Here is a 13,933-nt window from a genome sequence, read left to right as displayed (position 1 = left end):
TTATGACCTCTCACGACATACTCCGCCGACGGGCGCGCAGCCTCGCCCGGCTGTTGACGGCCGGAACGGCCGTGGTGCTGATCGTTCTGGCGCGGGTGCCCTTGCCCCTGCCAACAGACGGGCCGACCGGAGTCTGGGTGACCGCGCTGCGGTGGGCGTTGGTCGTAACCCTCATCTGGGCCGTCGCCACCTGTGCGAGCGCCGCCCACCATCTGCGCGAAGAGCGTCGCCAGGCTCCTGCGTCGCAAATGACGGGGCGCCTCGTCGCACTGCTGCTGGTCGTTGCCGGATGGACGATGAACGGATCGGCCCAGGCGACCACCAGCGCGGCGCCGGTCGCGGCTGTTCGAGTCTTGCCCGCACCCGTCGACCCGCTGATGGGACCGATGGCACCGATTCCGCTACCAGCCCAGCAGCCTGCCAACTGCGCACAACCGAGTCCCGACTGGTTACCGGCCAAGCCACCGGCAGTCCGGCCGGCCGATCGCGACCCCCTGATGATGTCTTGCACGCGAGACTCCGACGAGCCGGCGACAGTCGTCGTACGCCGGGGCGACACGCTCTGGTCGATCGTTGCCCGCCACCTCGGACCAGGGGCCGACCCCGAGACGATCGCCGTCGCCATCCCCACCTGGCATGCCACGAACCGCGCGGTGATCGGCGCCGACCCGAATCTGCTGCTGGTGGGTCAAGTGTTGAGCGTCCCGGCCGCCGGGGGCGCGTCATGAGCGCCATCCCCGCCGTCGAGCCGGCCCCCATCTTGCTGCCGCCCATCGCGACTCGCCCAAGCCATCTGCGCCTGGTGGGCCAAAGCGCCCTGGCGGTGGACTTCCGTTGCCGAACCGAGGATCCGGAATTCGGACCACAGGGGACGCCCACTGCCGCCCTCCCCGATCCGGCGCAGTGGTCGCATCGAATGCTGCTCGGCTTCCTGGAGGTGTGGAGTGGCCTGCGGCCGCCGAACCAGATCGAGGCCTGCTTCGGCCTGGAGATGCGCGAACGAATCCGGCGCGCCCATGCCACTGCTGCCCGTCGCGGCGCCAGCCGAGCCCATCCCAGCAGGGTGCTCCGCATCCGAGTCTGCGAGCCGGCCGACGGCGTGGCCGAGGTGTCAGCGGTCGTGCAGGATCGGGGCCGGGTGCACGCGATCGCGATGCGCCTCAACGGATGCGATGGTCGCTGGCGGGTGACCCTGCTGGAAATGGCATGATTGCAAACACTTCTTTGCAAATGTTTCTTTGCGGTCTACCCTGGTGCCATGACCGACCACCAATTGCGGCCCGACGTCGCTCAGTTGCGCGCCCTTGGCCATCCGGTCCGACTTCGCATCATCGGTCTGCTGCGCAGCGATGGTCCGGCGACCGCAACCGGCCTGGCCACCCGGCTCGGGCTGAACAGTGGCGCCACGTCGTATCACCTGCGGCAACTCGCCCAGGCCGGGTTGATCGAGGACGACCGCGATCGTGGCGATGGCCGCGACCGCTGGTGGAAGGCCTCCCACGACCGCACCTACACCTCCAGCGCAGGGGTCCAAGATCCCGCGGCACTCGCGGCCCTGCGCGGCTACCACAACACGGTTGTTGCGGCGATGCAGGGCCACGTCGATGAGTCGGTGGCCGAACGGGCCGACCTCCCCCTCGCCTGGCAAGACACGCTCGACGCGAGCGACTGGCGCATCACGCTGACCCCGGCTCAGGCCGACGAGGTCTCCGAACGCCTGCACCGAGTGCTGGATGAGGCGATGGTCGAGTTCGCCGACCAAGAACACAACCAACCCGACGGCGAGCCCGACGACCTCGCGCCGATCGTGTTCCACCTCCACGCCTTCCCGGCACCCGGAGCGATCACCGCTCCCGGAGCCGATAGATGAGCCGCCGCCCGTTCGTCGGACTCGTGATTGCCGAGGCATGCTCGGTGACCGGTTCCCGGCTGGCCCAGATCGCGGTGCCCTGGTTGGTGCTCACCCTCACCGGATCGGCCACCTGGACCGGCGCGGCCGGCTTCGTCGAGATGCTTCCCTATGTCGTCGGGAAGGCGCTCGGCGGACCAATCATCGATCGAATCGGCGCGAAACGCGTTGCGGTGTGGTGCGATTCGATGAGCGTGCCGCTGATCGGCGCCATCCCCTTGGTCCACGCCACGGGTCACCTCGGGCTTCCACTGATCTCGTTCATCGCCGCGCTCGTCGGCACCGTACGAGGCCCGGCCGACGGCGCGAAATCGGCATTGGTCCCGGCGGTAGCCCGCGATGGTGGCCTGCCACTCGAACGTGTCACCGGTGTGCTCGGCACCGTCGAACGACTTGGCAGCAGCCTCGGCGCCGCGTTCGCCGGCGCCCTGATCGCGGCCATCGGCGCCGCCCCAGCCCTTGCGCTGGATGCTGTCGCGCTCGCGCTCTCGGCCCTACTGGTCGCGCGTACGGTCCCGGCTGCTGAACCCGCCACCACGCACGAGCCGTACGCAGCAGCCTTGCGCGGCGGTTGGCGTTTCCTGCGTACGGACGCGGTGTTGGTCGGGATCTCGACGATGGTCGCCCTCACCAACCTGCTCGATCAGGCCTACTCCGCGGTGTTGCTGCCGGTCTGGGCGCGCGAGACCGGCCATTCGGTCGGCACCGTCGGGCTGCTGTTCGCCGTCTGGTCGGCCGCGTCGGTCGGCGGGGCCATCATCGCCGCGCTGACCGGCGAGCGACTACCGCGCCTGCCGGTCTATCTGGTGGCTTTCCTGTTCGCCGGGCTCCCCCGCTTCGCCGCGCTGGGCAGTGGCGCTGGCCTGCCCATCGTTCTGGGCGTCCTGGTGATCGGCGGGTTCGCTTCCGGGTTCATCAACCCGATCCTGTCGGCGGTGGTCTTCGAACGAATCCCGGACCATCTCCTGGGCCGGGTGAGCACCCTCAATACAGCGCTGTGCTGGTCGCTGATCCCGTTCGGTGGCCTGCTCGGCGGCCAGCTGATCAACACCGGAGGCGTGCGGAGTGCGCTCTGGGTGGTCGGCGTTGCCTACTTCGCGGTGACCCTGCTGCCCCTGGTCCATCACGGCTTCCGCGGTTTCAGCAGTCGTCCCCTGGCAGCTGCAACGCCGAAGTCCGCGTGAATTGCTCACGCGGACTTCGTCGTTGATCTGAACCCGGACCTGCCGGGCGCTCACGTCACTTCTTGGTCTTCTGCTTCTTCTTGGCCTTCGCCCGGGCTCGGCGCTCCGCGCGCGGCAGGCCGCCGTCCTCGTCGAGCATCCGACCCTCTTCGTCGACGGCGTGAGAGTGGGCTTGGCCATCTTCGCCGGGCGCGGTCAACGTCATCTTCTCGCTCGAACGCTGGGGCAGATTCGCCTTGACCTCGTTCGGGTCGACATCGACATGGAAGAGGTTCTGCACCGCTTCCTCCTTGATGCCGTCATTCATCGCCGAGAAGAGCTGGTAGCCCTCCCGCTGATACTCGACCAGCGGGTCGCGCTGGGCGAACTGGCGCAGGCCGATGCCCTCCTTGAGATAGTCCATCTCATAGAGGTGCTCGCGCCACTTGCTGTCCAGCACCGACAACACCACGCGCCGCTCAACCTCACGGGTGACCTCCTCGCCCCAGGCCTGCTCGCGCGCGTCGTAGGCGTGCTGGGCGTCGGAACGAATCTCCTCGGAAAGGACGTCGGCGGTCAGGCCGCCACGGCCACCCACTTCGTCCTCGATCTCCTGGATCGTCAACGTGATCGGGTAGAGCTCCTTCAACGCGCTCCAGAGCTGGTCGAGATCCCAGTCGTCGGAGAATCCGGCAGCCGTGGCACCGTCGACGTAGGCGTCGACGACGTCGTTGATGAACCGACGGACCTGGGGCTCGAGGTCTTCGGTGCCCTCAAGCACCTTGCGGCGCTCGTCGTAGATCGTCTCGCGCTGGCGGTTGAGAACGTCGTCGTACTTCAGCACGTTCTTGCGGATCTCGAAGTTCTGCGCCTCGACGCTGGTCTGCGCGGAGGCGATCGACCGGCTGACCATCTTGGATTCGATCGGAACTTCGTCTTCGATCCGGGCGCTCTGCATGAACCGGTCGACCAGGGCCGCGTTGAACAACCGCATCAGGTCGTCCTGCAGCGACAGGTAGAACCGACTCTCGCCCGGGTCACCCTGACGGCCGGCGCGACCGCGCAGCTGGTTGTCGATACGGCGCGACTCGTGACGTTCGGTGCCCAGAACGTAGAGGCCACCCAGTTCGAGCACCTCGGCATGCTGCGCCTCGACCGACTTCTCGGCCTTGGCCAGCGCCTCATCCCATGCGGCTTCGTATTCCTCAGGGGTCTCGACCGGGTCGAGACCCTTGCGCTTGAGCGCCGACACCGCGATGTGTTCGGGGTTTCCACCGAGCATGATGTCGGTGCCTCGACCGGCCATGTTGGTGGCAACAGTGACGGCGCCCTTGCGGCCCGCCTGGGCGATGATGTTCGCCTCCTGCTCGTGGAACTTCGCGTTCAGCACCTCATGCGGGACACCCTTACGGCGCAACTGCTCCGAAAGGTATTCCGACTTCACGACCGAGGTGGTGCCGACCAGGACCGGCTGGCCCTCCTTGTGTCGCTCGACGATGTCGTCGACGACCGCTTTGAACTTGGCTTCCTCGGTGCGGTAGATCAGGTCCTGCTGGTCCTTGCGGATCATCGGCTTGTTCGTCGGGATGGTGACGACGCCCAGTTTGTAGATCTGGTGCAGCTCGGCGGCCTCGGTCTGGGCCGTTCCGGTCATGCCGGAGAGCTTGTCGTACATCCGGAAGTAGTTCTGCAAGGTGACCGTGGCCATGGTCTGGTTCTCGTTCTGGATCTCCACACCCTCCTTGGCCTCGATCGCTTGGTGCATGCCCTCGTTGTAGCGGCGACCGGCCAGCATGCGGCCGGTGTGTTCGTCGACGATCAGGATCTCGCCGTTCGCGACGACGTAGTCCTTGTCCTTCTTGAACAGCTCCTTGGCCTTGATGGCGTTGTTCAGGTAGCCGATCAAGGGGGTGTTCGAGGCTTCGTAGAGGTTCTCGATGCCGAGGAGATCCTCGACCTTTTCGATCCCCGACTCCATGATGCCGACGGTCTTCTTCTTCTCGTCGATCTCGTAGTCACCGTCGCCCGGCTGGTTCTCGCCGGCCTTGTTCGGCGCGCAGTCGAGGTGCTCGACGATCTTGGAGAACTCGACGTACCAGCGGGTGGCACCGTCGGCCGGACCGCTGATGATCAGCGGGGTGCGGGCCTCATCGATCAGGATCGAGTCGACCTCATCGACGATCGCAAAGCTGTGGCCGCGCTGCACCAGTTCGTCGGTCGACCACGCCATGTTGTCGCGCAGGTAGTCGAAGCCGAACTCGTTGTTGGTGCCGTAGGTGATGTCCTTCAGATACTCGGCCCGGCGCTGATCGGGCGTCATCGACGACAGGATGCAGCCGGTCTCCAGGCCCAGCAGTCGGTGGACACGACCCATCAGTTCGGACTGGTATTCGGCGAGGTAGTCGTTCGTCGTGACGACGTGGACTCCCTTGCCGCTCAACGCATTCAGGTAGGACGGCAGAGTCGCGACCAGGGTCTTTCCCTCACCGGTGCGCATCTCGGCGACGTTGCCGAGGTGGAGCGCCGCTCCACCCATCAGCTGCACGTCGAAGTGTCGCTTGCCAATCGTGCGGACGCTCGCCTCCCGGACGGCGGCGAACGCCTCCGGCAGCAGGTCGTCAAGGGTTTCCCCGTCGGCCAGTCGCTTCCTGAACTTGTCGGTCTCTTCGCGCAGTTCTGCGTCGGTGAGGCCCTTGAAGTCGTCCTCCAGCAGGTTGACCTGCGTCGCGAGGCCCTGCAGTCGCTTGACGGTGCGACCTTCTCCGGCCCGCAGGACCTTCTCGACAACCTTCGGCACTTCTTGCTCCTCCGTAGTGGACAGACCCATCAAGACTAGACGCCCAGCGTGGGCCGGCAGACCAACGGCCCTCGGGCGGCCAGGGTTCCCGCTCGTTATTGAGTCGCGCTTCGGCGCTGGCTCTGATTGGTTGGCAGTATGCAGGCTGCCCAGATTCCGCTGCTCACCGACGGTCTCGTACGGCTGCGCGCCCACCGCGCAGACGACGCCGCCGGACTCATCGCCTTCGCGAACGATCCGCGAGCCATGCGCTGGGTCCCGCTCCCCCACCCGTACGGGCCCCAGCAGGCCGGCGAATTTCTACAGCGAACCCGCGCTCACTGGGCCGATGACCCGGCTCACCCGGTGTGGGCGATCGAGGTCGACGGGCGATTCGCCGGGGGTATCAACCTGCACCCACGGGGGCCCGGCAGCTACGAGGTTGGTTTCTCCGCGACGCCGGAGGTCCGAGGCCGCGGCATCGTCGGCCGGGCAGCAGCGTTGGTTTGTGACTACGCGTTCGCAGAACTTGGCGCGAAGACCGTCACCTGGCGCGCTGCCCGCGGCAACTTCGCCTCTTGGCGGGTGGCCTGGTCGGCCGGATTCGCGTTGGACGGGTGGGTTCCGGCGATGCACCACGACACCTTGGGTGAGCACCTTGATGGGCTCTGGTTCGGTCACGTACATGCCGAGGAGCCGCGCTCTCCGCGACATCCGTGGTGGGAACCGGCGGGGCTGAGCGGCGAGCGGGTGGTGCTACGCGCTTGGCGCGACGACGACCAGATCGAGGCAGGGCCGGCCAGCGACGTCAGGATGACCGCGCAGGACCTGCCGACCGCCGCGACCTTTGCGGACTGGCTGCTCGACCGGCGTGAAGACATAGCTGCTGGCCGTGCCGTGCACTGGTGCATCGCCGACCGGGAAACCGACGGTGCGCTCGGCCACCTGCAGATCGGTCAGCTCAACGAGGAGTTCATCCGTGGCAGCGGCGCGGTCGCGTATTGGCTGTTACCGGCCGCGCGCGGTCGCGGCCTCATCCAGGAGGCCCTCGACCTGGCGATTCCGCATGCCTTCGCCCCTCGCACTGATCTGGCGGGCATCACCGGTCTGGGCCTGCGCCGGCTGCAGGCCGGCATCGACAGTCGCAACCGGGCCTCTCGGCGCACCCTGCTGCGAGCGGGCTTCCGGTTCTGGGGCTCTGAGCGTGAGGTGCTGGGCTACGACAGCGACCACGGCCACGACGCCGAGTCGTTCGAGTTGCTCGCCAGCGATGACCGAGACGGTCAACGCGTCACTCCGCTCGAGGTGCCCGAACTATGCACCGAACGGCTGCTGCTGCGCGCCTGGGGTCCAGCCGACACCCCGCGCCCCGACCAGGTCACCGATCCCGACGCGCGGCGCTTCATGTCGAACGAATTACCCACTGCAGCAACTTTTCCGGCCTCGCTGCGCCGCCGTGAGCAGGCCTCAGACCGGGGCAACCAACTCAGCTGGTGCATCACCGATCGAGCGACGGGCGACGTGCTGGGGAATGTCGCACTGTTCTCGATCGGCGATGGCACGGCCGGAAACGCCGAGCTGGGTTATTGGTTGTGGCAGTCCGCGCGGGGCCGCGGGATTGCGGCCGAGGCGGCGGCCGCGGTGGTCGAGCATGCCAAAGGTGCCATGGGGCTGACGCGGCTACATGCGGAGACCGACCTGGCGAATATCGCCTCCCAGCGCATCCTGCGGCGGCTGGGCTTCGAGCAATGGGGCACCGACCATGCCGCCTACACCAACGCCGACGGGTCGGTCACCGATGGCGCCCACTTCGAGTTGCTCGACCGGGAGTAACTCCGGCTCAGCCCTTCAGGGCGGCCTCGATATCGGCGACTAGCTCTTCGGGCTTGGTCGTCGGCGCATAGCGGGCGATCACCTGACCATCGCGACCGATCAGGAACTTGGTGAAGTTCCACTTGATCCGGCCGCCGAGGAGGCCACTCTTGCTGGCGCGCAGCCAGGCGTAAAGCGGGTGGGCATTCGCGCCGTTCACCTCGACCTTGGCCATCATCGGGAAGGTGACGTTGTAGGCGGTGCTGCAGAAGGTGGCGATCTCCTGCTCGTCGCCCGGCTCTTGATGACCGAACTGGTCGCACGGGAATCCGATGACCGCCAGGCCACGCTCACTGAACTGTTGGTGCAGCTGCTCCAAGCCTTCGTATTGCGGGGTGAAACCGCACTTGCTGGCGGTGTTGACGACCAGGACAACGTCACCGAGGTAAGAGCCGAGGTCCACGGGTGACCCGTCGATGGTGGTCGCGTCGAAGTCCGCAATGGTTGTCATGTCAGCCACGCTAGCCCCGTCCGATCAGGTCGGGTCAGGCACTGCCGGCTCGAGCTCGGCCACCGGCTCGCCGATCTTGACCAGAACCACACCGGCGAGGATGAGCAGGCCGCCGGCCAGCTGCACCCAACCGGGCTGCTGGCCCAACAACAGGCGGGCGTAAGCAAGCGAGAAGAGAACCTCGAGCAGCGCAACGAAACTCGACACTCGCGAACCAAGCGCCCGCGAAGCGGCAATTCCGCTGACGTAAGCCAGCGCCGCAGTGACGACGCCGAGAGTGAGAACAACGACCCACCACGGGGTGGTCATGCCCTCAAAGGCGACCGCGGAACCCGACGTCGAAAACGGGGTCAGGCCCAGCAGGCAGGTGATCGCTAGACCAATCGACCCCACCCACAGACCCCCACCGGCCAAGACCAGCGGCGGCAGAGTCGATTCCTTCGCGCCCAGCACGAAGTAGGTCGCGGCCCCAACCATTGCCCCCAGCGCCCACAGCATCCCGACGACGTCTGCCGACGCGCCGGACACAAGGTCCAGCACCAGCACCAACCCCACGATCGCGACGAGCGCACCGCCGGTGGTGAGGGCGCTGGGGCGTTGCCCGTGACGAACCCAGAGGTAGCCGACGACCACGATCGGTGCGACATATTCGACGAGCAGCGCCATCGCGACCGGCATGGTTCGTACGGCGTAGAAATAGGTGACCTGGCAACCCGCCACCGCGACGACGCCATAGGCAACGACCAGACCGGCGTTGTCGCGCAGCAGCCCCCACCGGCCGTGCAACGCGATCGCCGAGGGCACCGTCAACACCACCGACGCCACGGTGATCCGCAGCAGTACGGCGGCGGCCGGCGACCAGCCGGTATCGAGCAGTCCCCGCGCGAGGCTGCCAGACATGCCGAACGACGCGGCCGAGATCAGGGCAAAAAGCAGGCCCGCCCGGGCCGGGTTCGCAACCCGCGCGTCATGAGTCACAGCAGCCATGACACATGACGCTAGGGCGATCCTCGGTAAGGTGTCAACATGCGCTTTGCTCATGACACCGAGCCCGCCCTGCGGGCCGCCGTGGTGCTGGTCAATTCGGCATCCGACCCCGACACGATGAGCTCGCTCGAGCAGTTGCGGGAGTTCTATCGCGCCGAGGGCTACACGGGTCGACCGCCGCGAACGAACGCGGACCTCGACGGCGTACGGCAGGCGCGTCCGCGGCTGCGCGCGCTGCTCACCGCGCAACGTGACGAGGCCGCAGATCTGGTGAACGAGATCCTCGCCGACATCACCACCAGCCCGCGGTTGCGTCGCCACGACGACCTCGACTGGCATCTGCACATCGTCGATGACAACGCGGACCTGCACGTTCGAATCCTTGCCGAGACCGCAATGGCGGTGACCGACTTGATTCGGGCCGACGAGTTGAGTCGTCTGCTGGTGTGCGCAGCGGAGGACTGCGACGGGATCGTGCTGGACCTCACGCGCAACCGATCGAAGATCTTCTGCTCCCCCAGCTGCAGCAATGGCACGGCAGTGGCCGCCTACCGCGAACGTCAGCGGAAGGCGGCCACCTGAGCCGTCGGGTCACTCGTCGCCGATGGTGACCAATTCGGCTTCTTCGACAGAGCCGCGCCGGGGCGCGCCATGGCCGGCCTCACGGTCGACGTGGGCGTAATCGGCTCGACCCGAGACGAGCAACAGCCCACCAAGGATGACCGCCACGGCACCGATCCAGAACGGAAGGTGCACATTGTGTTCACCGACCTTGCTGGCCAGGTAGGGCGCGATCGCGCCGCCACCGAAACGCACGAAGCTGTACGCAGCCGACGCCACCGGACGCTCGACCGGCGCCGCCTTCATCACCAGCTCGGTGACCAGCGTGTTGTTGATGCCGAGGAAGAAACCGGCGACGACCACACAACCAGCCAGGACGAAGCGATGGTCGGTGAACACGGCCATGACGGCGAGTACCACCGCGAATCCGGCGAGCGCCGTGCAGGTGGCTGTGACCGTTCCGATCCGTCGCTGCACCCATGGCGCCACGAAGACCGAGGACAACGCGAGCAACACACCCCAGCCGAAGAAGACGAAGCCGACCTGAGTCGCGGTCATCTCCAGCGGGAACGGGGTGAACGCCAGGAGCGTGAAGAAGCCGAAGTTGTAGAGCAGCGAGGTGAGGGCGACGCGCAACAGCGCGCGGTGACGCAATGCGCGCAACGGCTCGAGCACCGAACTGGACTTCCCCGAAGGCGGCGTCTCGGGCAGCAACACGGCCACGACGATGACCGCGATGACCATCAGGACTGCGACGCCGAAGAACGGGCCGCGCCAGGAGATGGCGCCGAGTTGGCCACCGATCAACGGCCCGGTCGCAATGCCAACCCCGAGGGCGGCTTCGTAAAGGATGATCGCTTCGGCGATCGAACCGCTGGCGGACCCGACGATCGCCGACAAGGCGGTGGCCACGAACAGCGCGTTCCCCAGGCCCCAGACCGCGCGAAAACCGACCACTCCCCCGATGGAGTTCATCATTCCGGCGGCGCCCGAGCCGACGATGATCACCACCAGCCCAATCAGCAGCGTGCGCTTGGCGCCAAAGCGGCTACCCACCCATCCGGTAATGAGCATCGCCACCGCCGTGACGGCCATGTAACTGGTGAAAAGCAACGACACCTGTGACGGAGTTGCTCGCAGGTCGGCAGCGATGGATTTCAGGATCGGGTCGACCAGCCCGATACCCATGAACGCAATGACCGAGGCAAACGCGACGGCCCAGACCGATTTCGGTTGACGCCACACAGCAGTCAGGGCTCCTTTCAAGAGGACCCGACTACTGTATAGCTACACTATCTATACTTCAAGCAGGCAGAACCACGTCGCTCAATTCCAGCCAGTCGGCCATCGATCGCAGGTTGGCCACCAACGCTTCGCGGGCGCTCGCGGGCGTCGACGGCTCCCATCCGATGCGCAGGGCGCGCAACGCGCTCTGGCCACGGTCCGCTTTGAGATCGACCCGTCCGACCAACTCGCCGCGATGCAGGAACGGCAGGACGTAGTAGCCGTGGATCCGCTGCTCGGCGGGGGTGTAGATCTCGATGCGGTAGTGGAAATCGAAGAGCTCGTGGGCGCGTTCGCGCTGCCACACCAGCGAGTCGAAGGGACTCAGCAACGCTTCGGCTTCGCTGCGTCGCGGCCGCTTCGCCTCGGCATGCAGATAGACGGGTCGCTTCCAGCCGCGCACCTCCACAGGCCGCAGTTCGCCGTCGGCCACCAATTGATCGATCGCCGGACGAGCTTGAGCCCCCTTCAATCTGAAGTAGTCGCGTAGACACAGTTCACTGCCGATGCCGTGGGCTCGCGCGGCGATCCGGATCAACTCGACGAACGATTCCTGCGCCGATGGGCGGGCGGCGGGAACGGCCGCCGCCCGGGCAGCCACCGGGAAGGTGCGTTCGACCGAGGCATAGCGGCGTTCAAACTGGGAGGTGCGCCCCGCGCTGGTGATCCGGCCGGCCCAAAAGAGATGTTCGAGCGCGCTCTTGACCAGGCTCCAGTTCCATCCCCAGTTGTCCTTCAGTCGTGGAACGTCGTGTTCGAGCCGCGCCTCCACCTCACGAGCGGTCAACGGACCTTGCCGCAGGACCTCTGCCTCGACGGAGGCCACCAGCTCTGGATGCTCAGCGGCGACCCGCTGCATTCCACCCCAGGAATCGGCGTCGGCGCGGCGCATCCGGAAGTCGAGATGCGGCCAGGTCGTCGGCGGAATGAGGCTCGCCTCGTGGGCCCAGTATTCGACCACCCGGCGGGGAGCCACGTCACGCGCACGATCCAACAGCGTGGTGTCGTAGGGGCCGAGCCGGGAGAAAAACGGCAGGTATTGGCTGCGCGCGAGCACGTTGACGCTGTCGATCTGGACGATCCCAACGCGGTCGATGACCCGCTGGACATGACGAGTTGTCGCCTCTGAGGGCGCCGGCCGTGGGTCGTGGAAACCTTGAGCAGCCACCGCGATTCGACGCGCCTGCGCCTTGCTGAGGGTCTCCGTCGGAGTGTGGACTTCCATGGTGCTCAGCAGCGTACGGCCGACCGGTGACAACCACACCGGAGCGCCGGCCGAACCGAAGGGTTCGACCGGCGCTCACTCATTGGTGGTCGGGGGCGCTCAAGCAGATTCGCCGTCGGCCATTTCCTCGTGGACATCCAGCGTCAGGAGTCCGTAGGACCAGCCTCGGCGGCGGTACACAACCGCAGGCTTGCCGGAGTCGGCATCGTGGTAGAGGTAGAAGTCGTGGCCGACTAGTTCCATGGCGTTGAGGGCCTGGTCAACGGTCATCGGTGCCGTGACGTGGACCTTCTCGCGCAACTCGACCGGGCAGTCCGCGTCGCCGCCAAGTTTGGCGATGTGATCGGGCAACGGCTCCTCGGCTGCCGACTCGATCGGTATGTTCTCGGCGTCGGCGAGTCTGGCCGTCGCGTCGTGGACCGACTTGGGTGTGCGGTGGTTGCCGTGATGGACCCGGCGCTTGTCATGCTGGCGACGCAATCGCTCACCGAGCCTGGTCATGGCGAGGTCGAGCGCGCCATAGGGGTCGTCAGCGCTTGCCTCAGCGCGAATCACGACGCGCTTGCCGAAACAGGTGATCTCCACCCGGTCGGCCTCTTTAGCCAAGCGGGGATTGGGTTCGTGGGACACCACGATTTCGCAGCGGGTGACCCGGGGGTCGAACTGCGAGACCTTCGAGAGCTTCTCCTCGATGTGGCGCTGAAAACGTTCCGGGACCGATGTGTGTCGACCGGTGACGGTGATCTCCATGAAATCTCCTCTGGTGAAAACAAAGAATCTTCGGACCTCACGTCCATTCCTCCGTGGCCACCACCCCCTCTCCGGGGCCGGAAACACAGCGGCGTTGCGACCACGAGGTGTCGCAACGCGCTTCCATGGCCCAACGCTAGCCCGCGGTGTCCGGGGAGTAAACAATCGGTGACAACGGGTTCTGTGAAGGCCCTCAATGCCGATCCAGCCGCAGCGTTGTCGCCGCGATCGCGAGCGCAGTCACCGACGTCGCCCCCGCGTCGCGAAGGGCCCTGGCCGACTCGGCGACGGTGGCGCCGGTGGTCACCACGTCGTCCACGAGCAGACATGCTCGACCGGCGACAGCGTGGGCTCGGAAGACACCGCTGAGGTTCGTCGCGCGTTCATCAGCTGACAGCCCGCCCTGGTCGGCGGCCGAGCGGGTGAAGCGTAGGCAACCCGTCGGGGCGAGTTCCAAGTGCCGAGGCGACCAGGCGCCACGAACCAGATCGCGGATCGGAACACACCCCCGCTCGCGCCGAGAGGAGGCCCGCGACGGCGCGGTGACGACCATGAGACGGCGCTCCGCGACCGCTGATCTGGTGTCGGAGTCGTGGTTCAACAGGCCGGACAGCCCGGCGCGCAGCAGCGCGTGCAGCGGCCCGGCCAGATCCCGGCGCCCGTCCTTGTACGCCGGGATTGCGCCACGCACCGGTCCGGCATAGTCCGCCTGAACCCAAGTGGCAGGCAGGTCGACCCCGGGGCGATCAACCCAGCCGAGGCTCTCCCGCGCGACGATGCCGGCCACCGTACGGTCGCAGTGTCGGCACCACCGGGCGCCCGGCACCGCGCAGCCACAACAGGTGCGCGGCACGCCCAGCTCCAACGTCGCGTCCAGGACCACGGTCAGCAGATCTCGCATTCCCGTAGTGCACCCGGCGGCCGGTTCAACCGCCAGCGCTGGCCACCGAACTGT

The 13,933-nt window shown here is 66.7% G+C and carries 13 protein-coding genes; 6 read left to right on the top strand and 7 right to left on the bottom strand.

Annotated elements, in window-relative coordinates; all coding sequences use genetic code 11:
* Positions 1 to 2 precede the first annotated feature (2 nt).
* From ACYU98_RS01325 to ACYU98_RS01310, 4 genes are read left to right on the top strand one after another with little or no spacing between them, the layout of a single operon-like run.
* Positions 3 to 728, top strand: coding sequence for a LysM peptidoglycan-binding domain-containing protein (locus tag ACYU98_RS01325; RefSeq protein ID WP_460466373.1), 726 nt, complete (start codon positions 3 to 5; stop codon positions 726 to 728).
* Complete coding sequence (locus tag ACYU98_RS01320) at positions 725 to 1,210, top strand: Rv3235 family protein (RefSeq protein WP_460466372.1); 486 nt, start codon at positions 725 to 727, stop codon at positions 1,208 to 1,210. Before ACYU98_RS01325 ends, ACYU98_RS01320 begins: the two co-directional genes overlap by 4 nt.
* Before the next feature lie 48 nt (positions 1,211 to 1,258).
* Positions 1,259 to 1,870 carry an ArsR/SmtB family transcription factor gene (locus ACYU98_RS01315; protein WP_460466371.1) on the top strand — a complete coding sequence of 204 codons (612 nt, stop codon included), beginning with the start codon at positions 1,259 to 1,261 and terminating at the stop codon, positions 1,868 to 1,870.
* A complete protein-coding gene (locus tag ACYU98_RS01310; protein WP_460466370.1) occupies positions 1,867 to 3,093 on the top strand; it encodes an MFS transporter in 1,227 nt (408 codons plus the stop codon). The genes ACYU98_RS01315 and ACYU98_RS01310 overlap by 4 nt, the downstream gene beginning before the upstream one ends.
* Positions 3,094 to 3,148: 55 nt before the next feature.
* On the opposite strand, the gene secA is transcribed toward ACYU98_RS01310, so the two are convergent.
* Positions 3,149 to 5,869, bottom strand: coding sequence for a preprotein translocase subunit SecA (gene secA, locus ACYU98_RS01305; protein ID WP_460466369.1), 2,721 nt, complete (start codon positions 5,867 to 5,869; stop codon positions 3,149 to 3,151).
* Positions 5,870 to 6,007: 138 nt separating this feature from the next.
* Here secA and ACYU98_RS01300 point away from each other — a divergent pair, with 138 nt between their 5' ends.
* Positions 6,008 to 7,681, top strand: coding sequence for a GNAT family N-acetyltransferase (locus ACYU98_RS01300; protein ID WP_460466368.1), 1,674 nt, complete (start codon positions 6,008 to 6,010; stop codon positions 7,679 to 7,681).
* Between the two features lie 7 nt (positions 7,682 to 7,688).
* On the opposite strand, the gene ACYU98_RS01295 is transcribed toward ACYU98_RS01300, so the two are convergent.
* Both ACYU98_RS01295 and ACYU98_RS01290 read right to left on the bottom strand, forming a co-directional pair.
* Complete coding sequence (locus ACYU98_RS01295; protein WP_460466367.1) at positions 7,689 to 8,171, bottom strand: glutathione peroxidase; 483 nt, start codon at positions 8,169 to 8,171, stop codon at positions 7,689 to 7,691.
* Between the two features lie 24 nt (positions 8,172 to 8,195).
* The gene (locus ACYU98_RS01290) at positions 8,196 to 9,158 is read right to left on the bottom strand and encodes a DMT family transporter (protein ID WP_460466366.1); all 963 of its coding nucleotides are present in this window, start codon (positions 9,156 to 9,158) and stop codon (positions 8,196 to 8,198) included.
* Between the two features lie 39 nt (positions 9,159 to 9,197).
* Here ACYU98_RS01290 and ACYU98_RS01285 point away from each other — a divergent pair, with 39 nt between their 5' ends.
* On the top strand, positions 9,198 to 9,740 hold the full coding sequence (locus tag ACYU98_RS01285) for a CGNR zinc finger domain-containing protein (protein ID WP_460466365.1): 543 nt from the start codon (positions 9,198 to 9,200) through the stop codon (positions 9,738 to 9,740).
* Between the two features lie 9 nt (positions 9,741 to 9,749).
* Here ACYU98_RS01285 and ACYU98_RS01280 read toward each other — a convergent pair whose 3' ends face one another.
* From ACYU98_RS01280 to ACYU98_RS01265, 4 genes are all read right to left on the bottom strand, one after another.
* Positions 9,750 to 10,964, bottom strand: coding sequence for an MFS transporter (locus tag ACYU98_RS01280; RefSeq protein ID WP_460466364.1), 1,215 nt, complete (start codon positions 10,962 to 10,964; stop codon positions 9,750 to 9,752).
* Between the two features lie 58 nt (positions 10,965 to 11,022).
* Positions 11,023 to 12,228: a winged helix-turn-helix domain-containing protein gene (locus tag ACYU98_RS01275; protein WP_460466363.1), complete on the bottom strand. Its 1,206-nt coding sequence runs from the start codon at positions 12,226 to 12,228 to the stop codon at positions 11,023 to 11,025.
* Positions 12,229 to 12,327: 99 nt separating this feature from the next.
* Positions 12,328 to 12,978 (bottom strand): ribosome hibernation-promoting factor, HPF/YfiA family, encoded by a 651-nt coding sequence (gene hpf / locus ACYU98_RS01270; RefSeq protein WP_460466362.1) that lies wholly within the window; start codon positions 12,976 to 12,978, stop codon positions 12,328 to 12,330.
* Between the two features lie 193 nt (positions 12,979 to 13,171).
* Positions 13,172 to 13,879, bottom strand: a complete 708-nt coding sequence (locus tag ACYU98_RS01265) for a ComF family protein (RefSeq protein ID WP_460466361.1) — start codon at positions 13,877 to 13,879, stop codon at positions 13,172 to 13,174.
* Between the last annotated feature and the right edge of the window lie 54 nt (positions 13,880 to 13,933).

The sequence above is a fragment of the Calidifontibacter terrae genome (genome assembly GCF_054778835.1).
Note: the sequence above shows the minus strand (reverse complement) of the source record. Positions and strands in the feature narration are given on the sequence as shown.

Excerpts from the sequence above, each read along its gene's own strand:
- ACYU98_RS01275 (WP_460466363.1), bottom strand. The coding sequence starts at position 12,228 with ATGGAAGTCCACACTCCGACGGAGACCCTCAGCAAGGCGCAGGCGCGT.
- ACYU98_RS01325 (WP_460466373.1), top strand. The coding sequence starts at position 3 with ATGACCTCTCACGACATACTCCGCCGACGGGCGCGCAGCCTCGCCCGG.
- ACYU98_RS01320 (WP_460466372.1), top strand. The coding sequence starts at position 725 with ATGAGCGCCATCCCCGCCGTCGAGCCGGCCCCCATCTTGCTGCCGCCC.
- ACYU98_RS01285 (WP_460466365.1), top strand. The coding sequence starts at position 9,198 with ATGCGCTTTGCTCATGACACCGAGCCCGCCCTGCGGGCCGCCGTGGTG.
- ACYU98_RS01290 (WP_460466366.1), bottom strand. The coding sequence starts at position 9,158 with ATGGCTGCTGTGACTCATGACGCGCGGGTTGCGAACCCGGCCCGGGCG.
- ACYU98_RS01265 (WP_460466361.1), bottom strand. The coding sequence starts at position 13,879 with ATGCGAGATCTGCTGACCGTGGTCCTGGACGCGACGTTGGAGCTGGGC.
- ACYU98_RS01300 (WP_460466368.1), top strand. The coding sequence starts at position 6,008 with ATGCAGGCTGCCCAGATTCCGCTGCTCACCGACGGTCTCGTACGGCTG.
- ACYU98_RS01295 (WP_460466367.1), bottom strand. The coding sequence starts at position 8,171 with ATGACAACCATTGCGGACTTCGACGCGACCACCATCGACGGGTCACCC.
- ACYU98_RS01310 (WP_460466370.1), top strand. The coding sequence starts at position 1,867 with ATGAGCCGCCGCCCGTTCGTCGGACTCGTGATTGCCGAGGCATGCTCG.
- ACYU98_RS01315 (WP_460466371.1), top strand. The coding sequence starts at position 1,259 with ATGACCGACCACCAATTGCGGCCCGACGTCGCTCAGTTGCGCGCCCTT.
- hpf (WP_460466362.1), bottom strand. The coding sequence starts at position 12,978 with ATGGAGATCACCGTCACCGGTCGACACACATCGGTCCCGGAACGTTTT.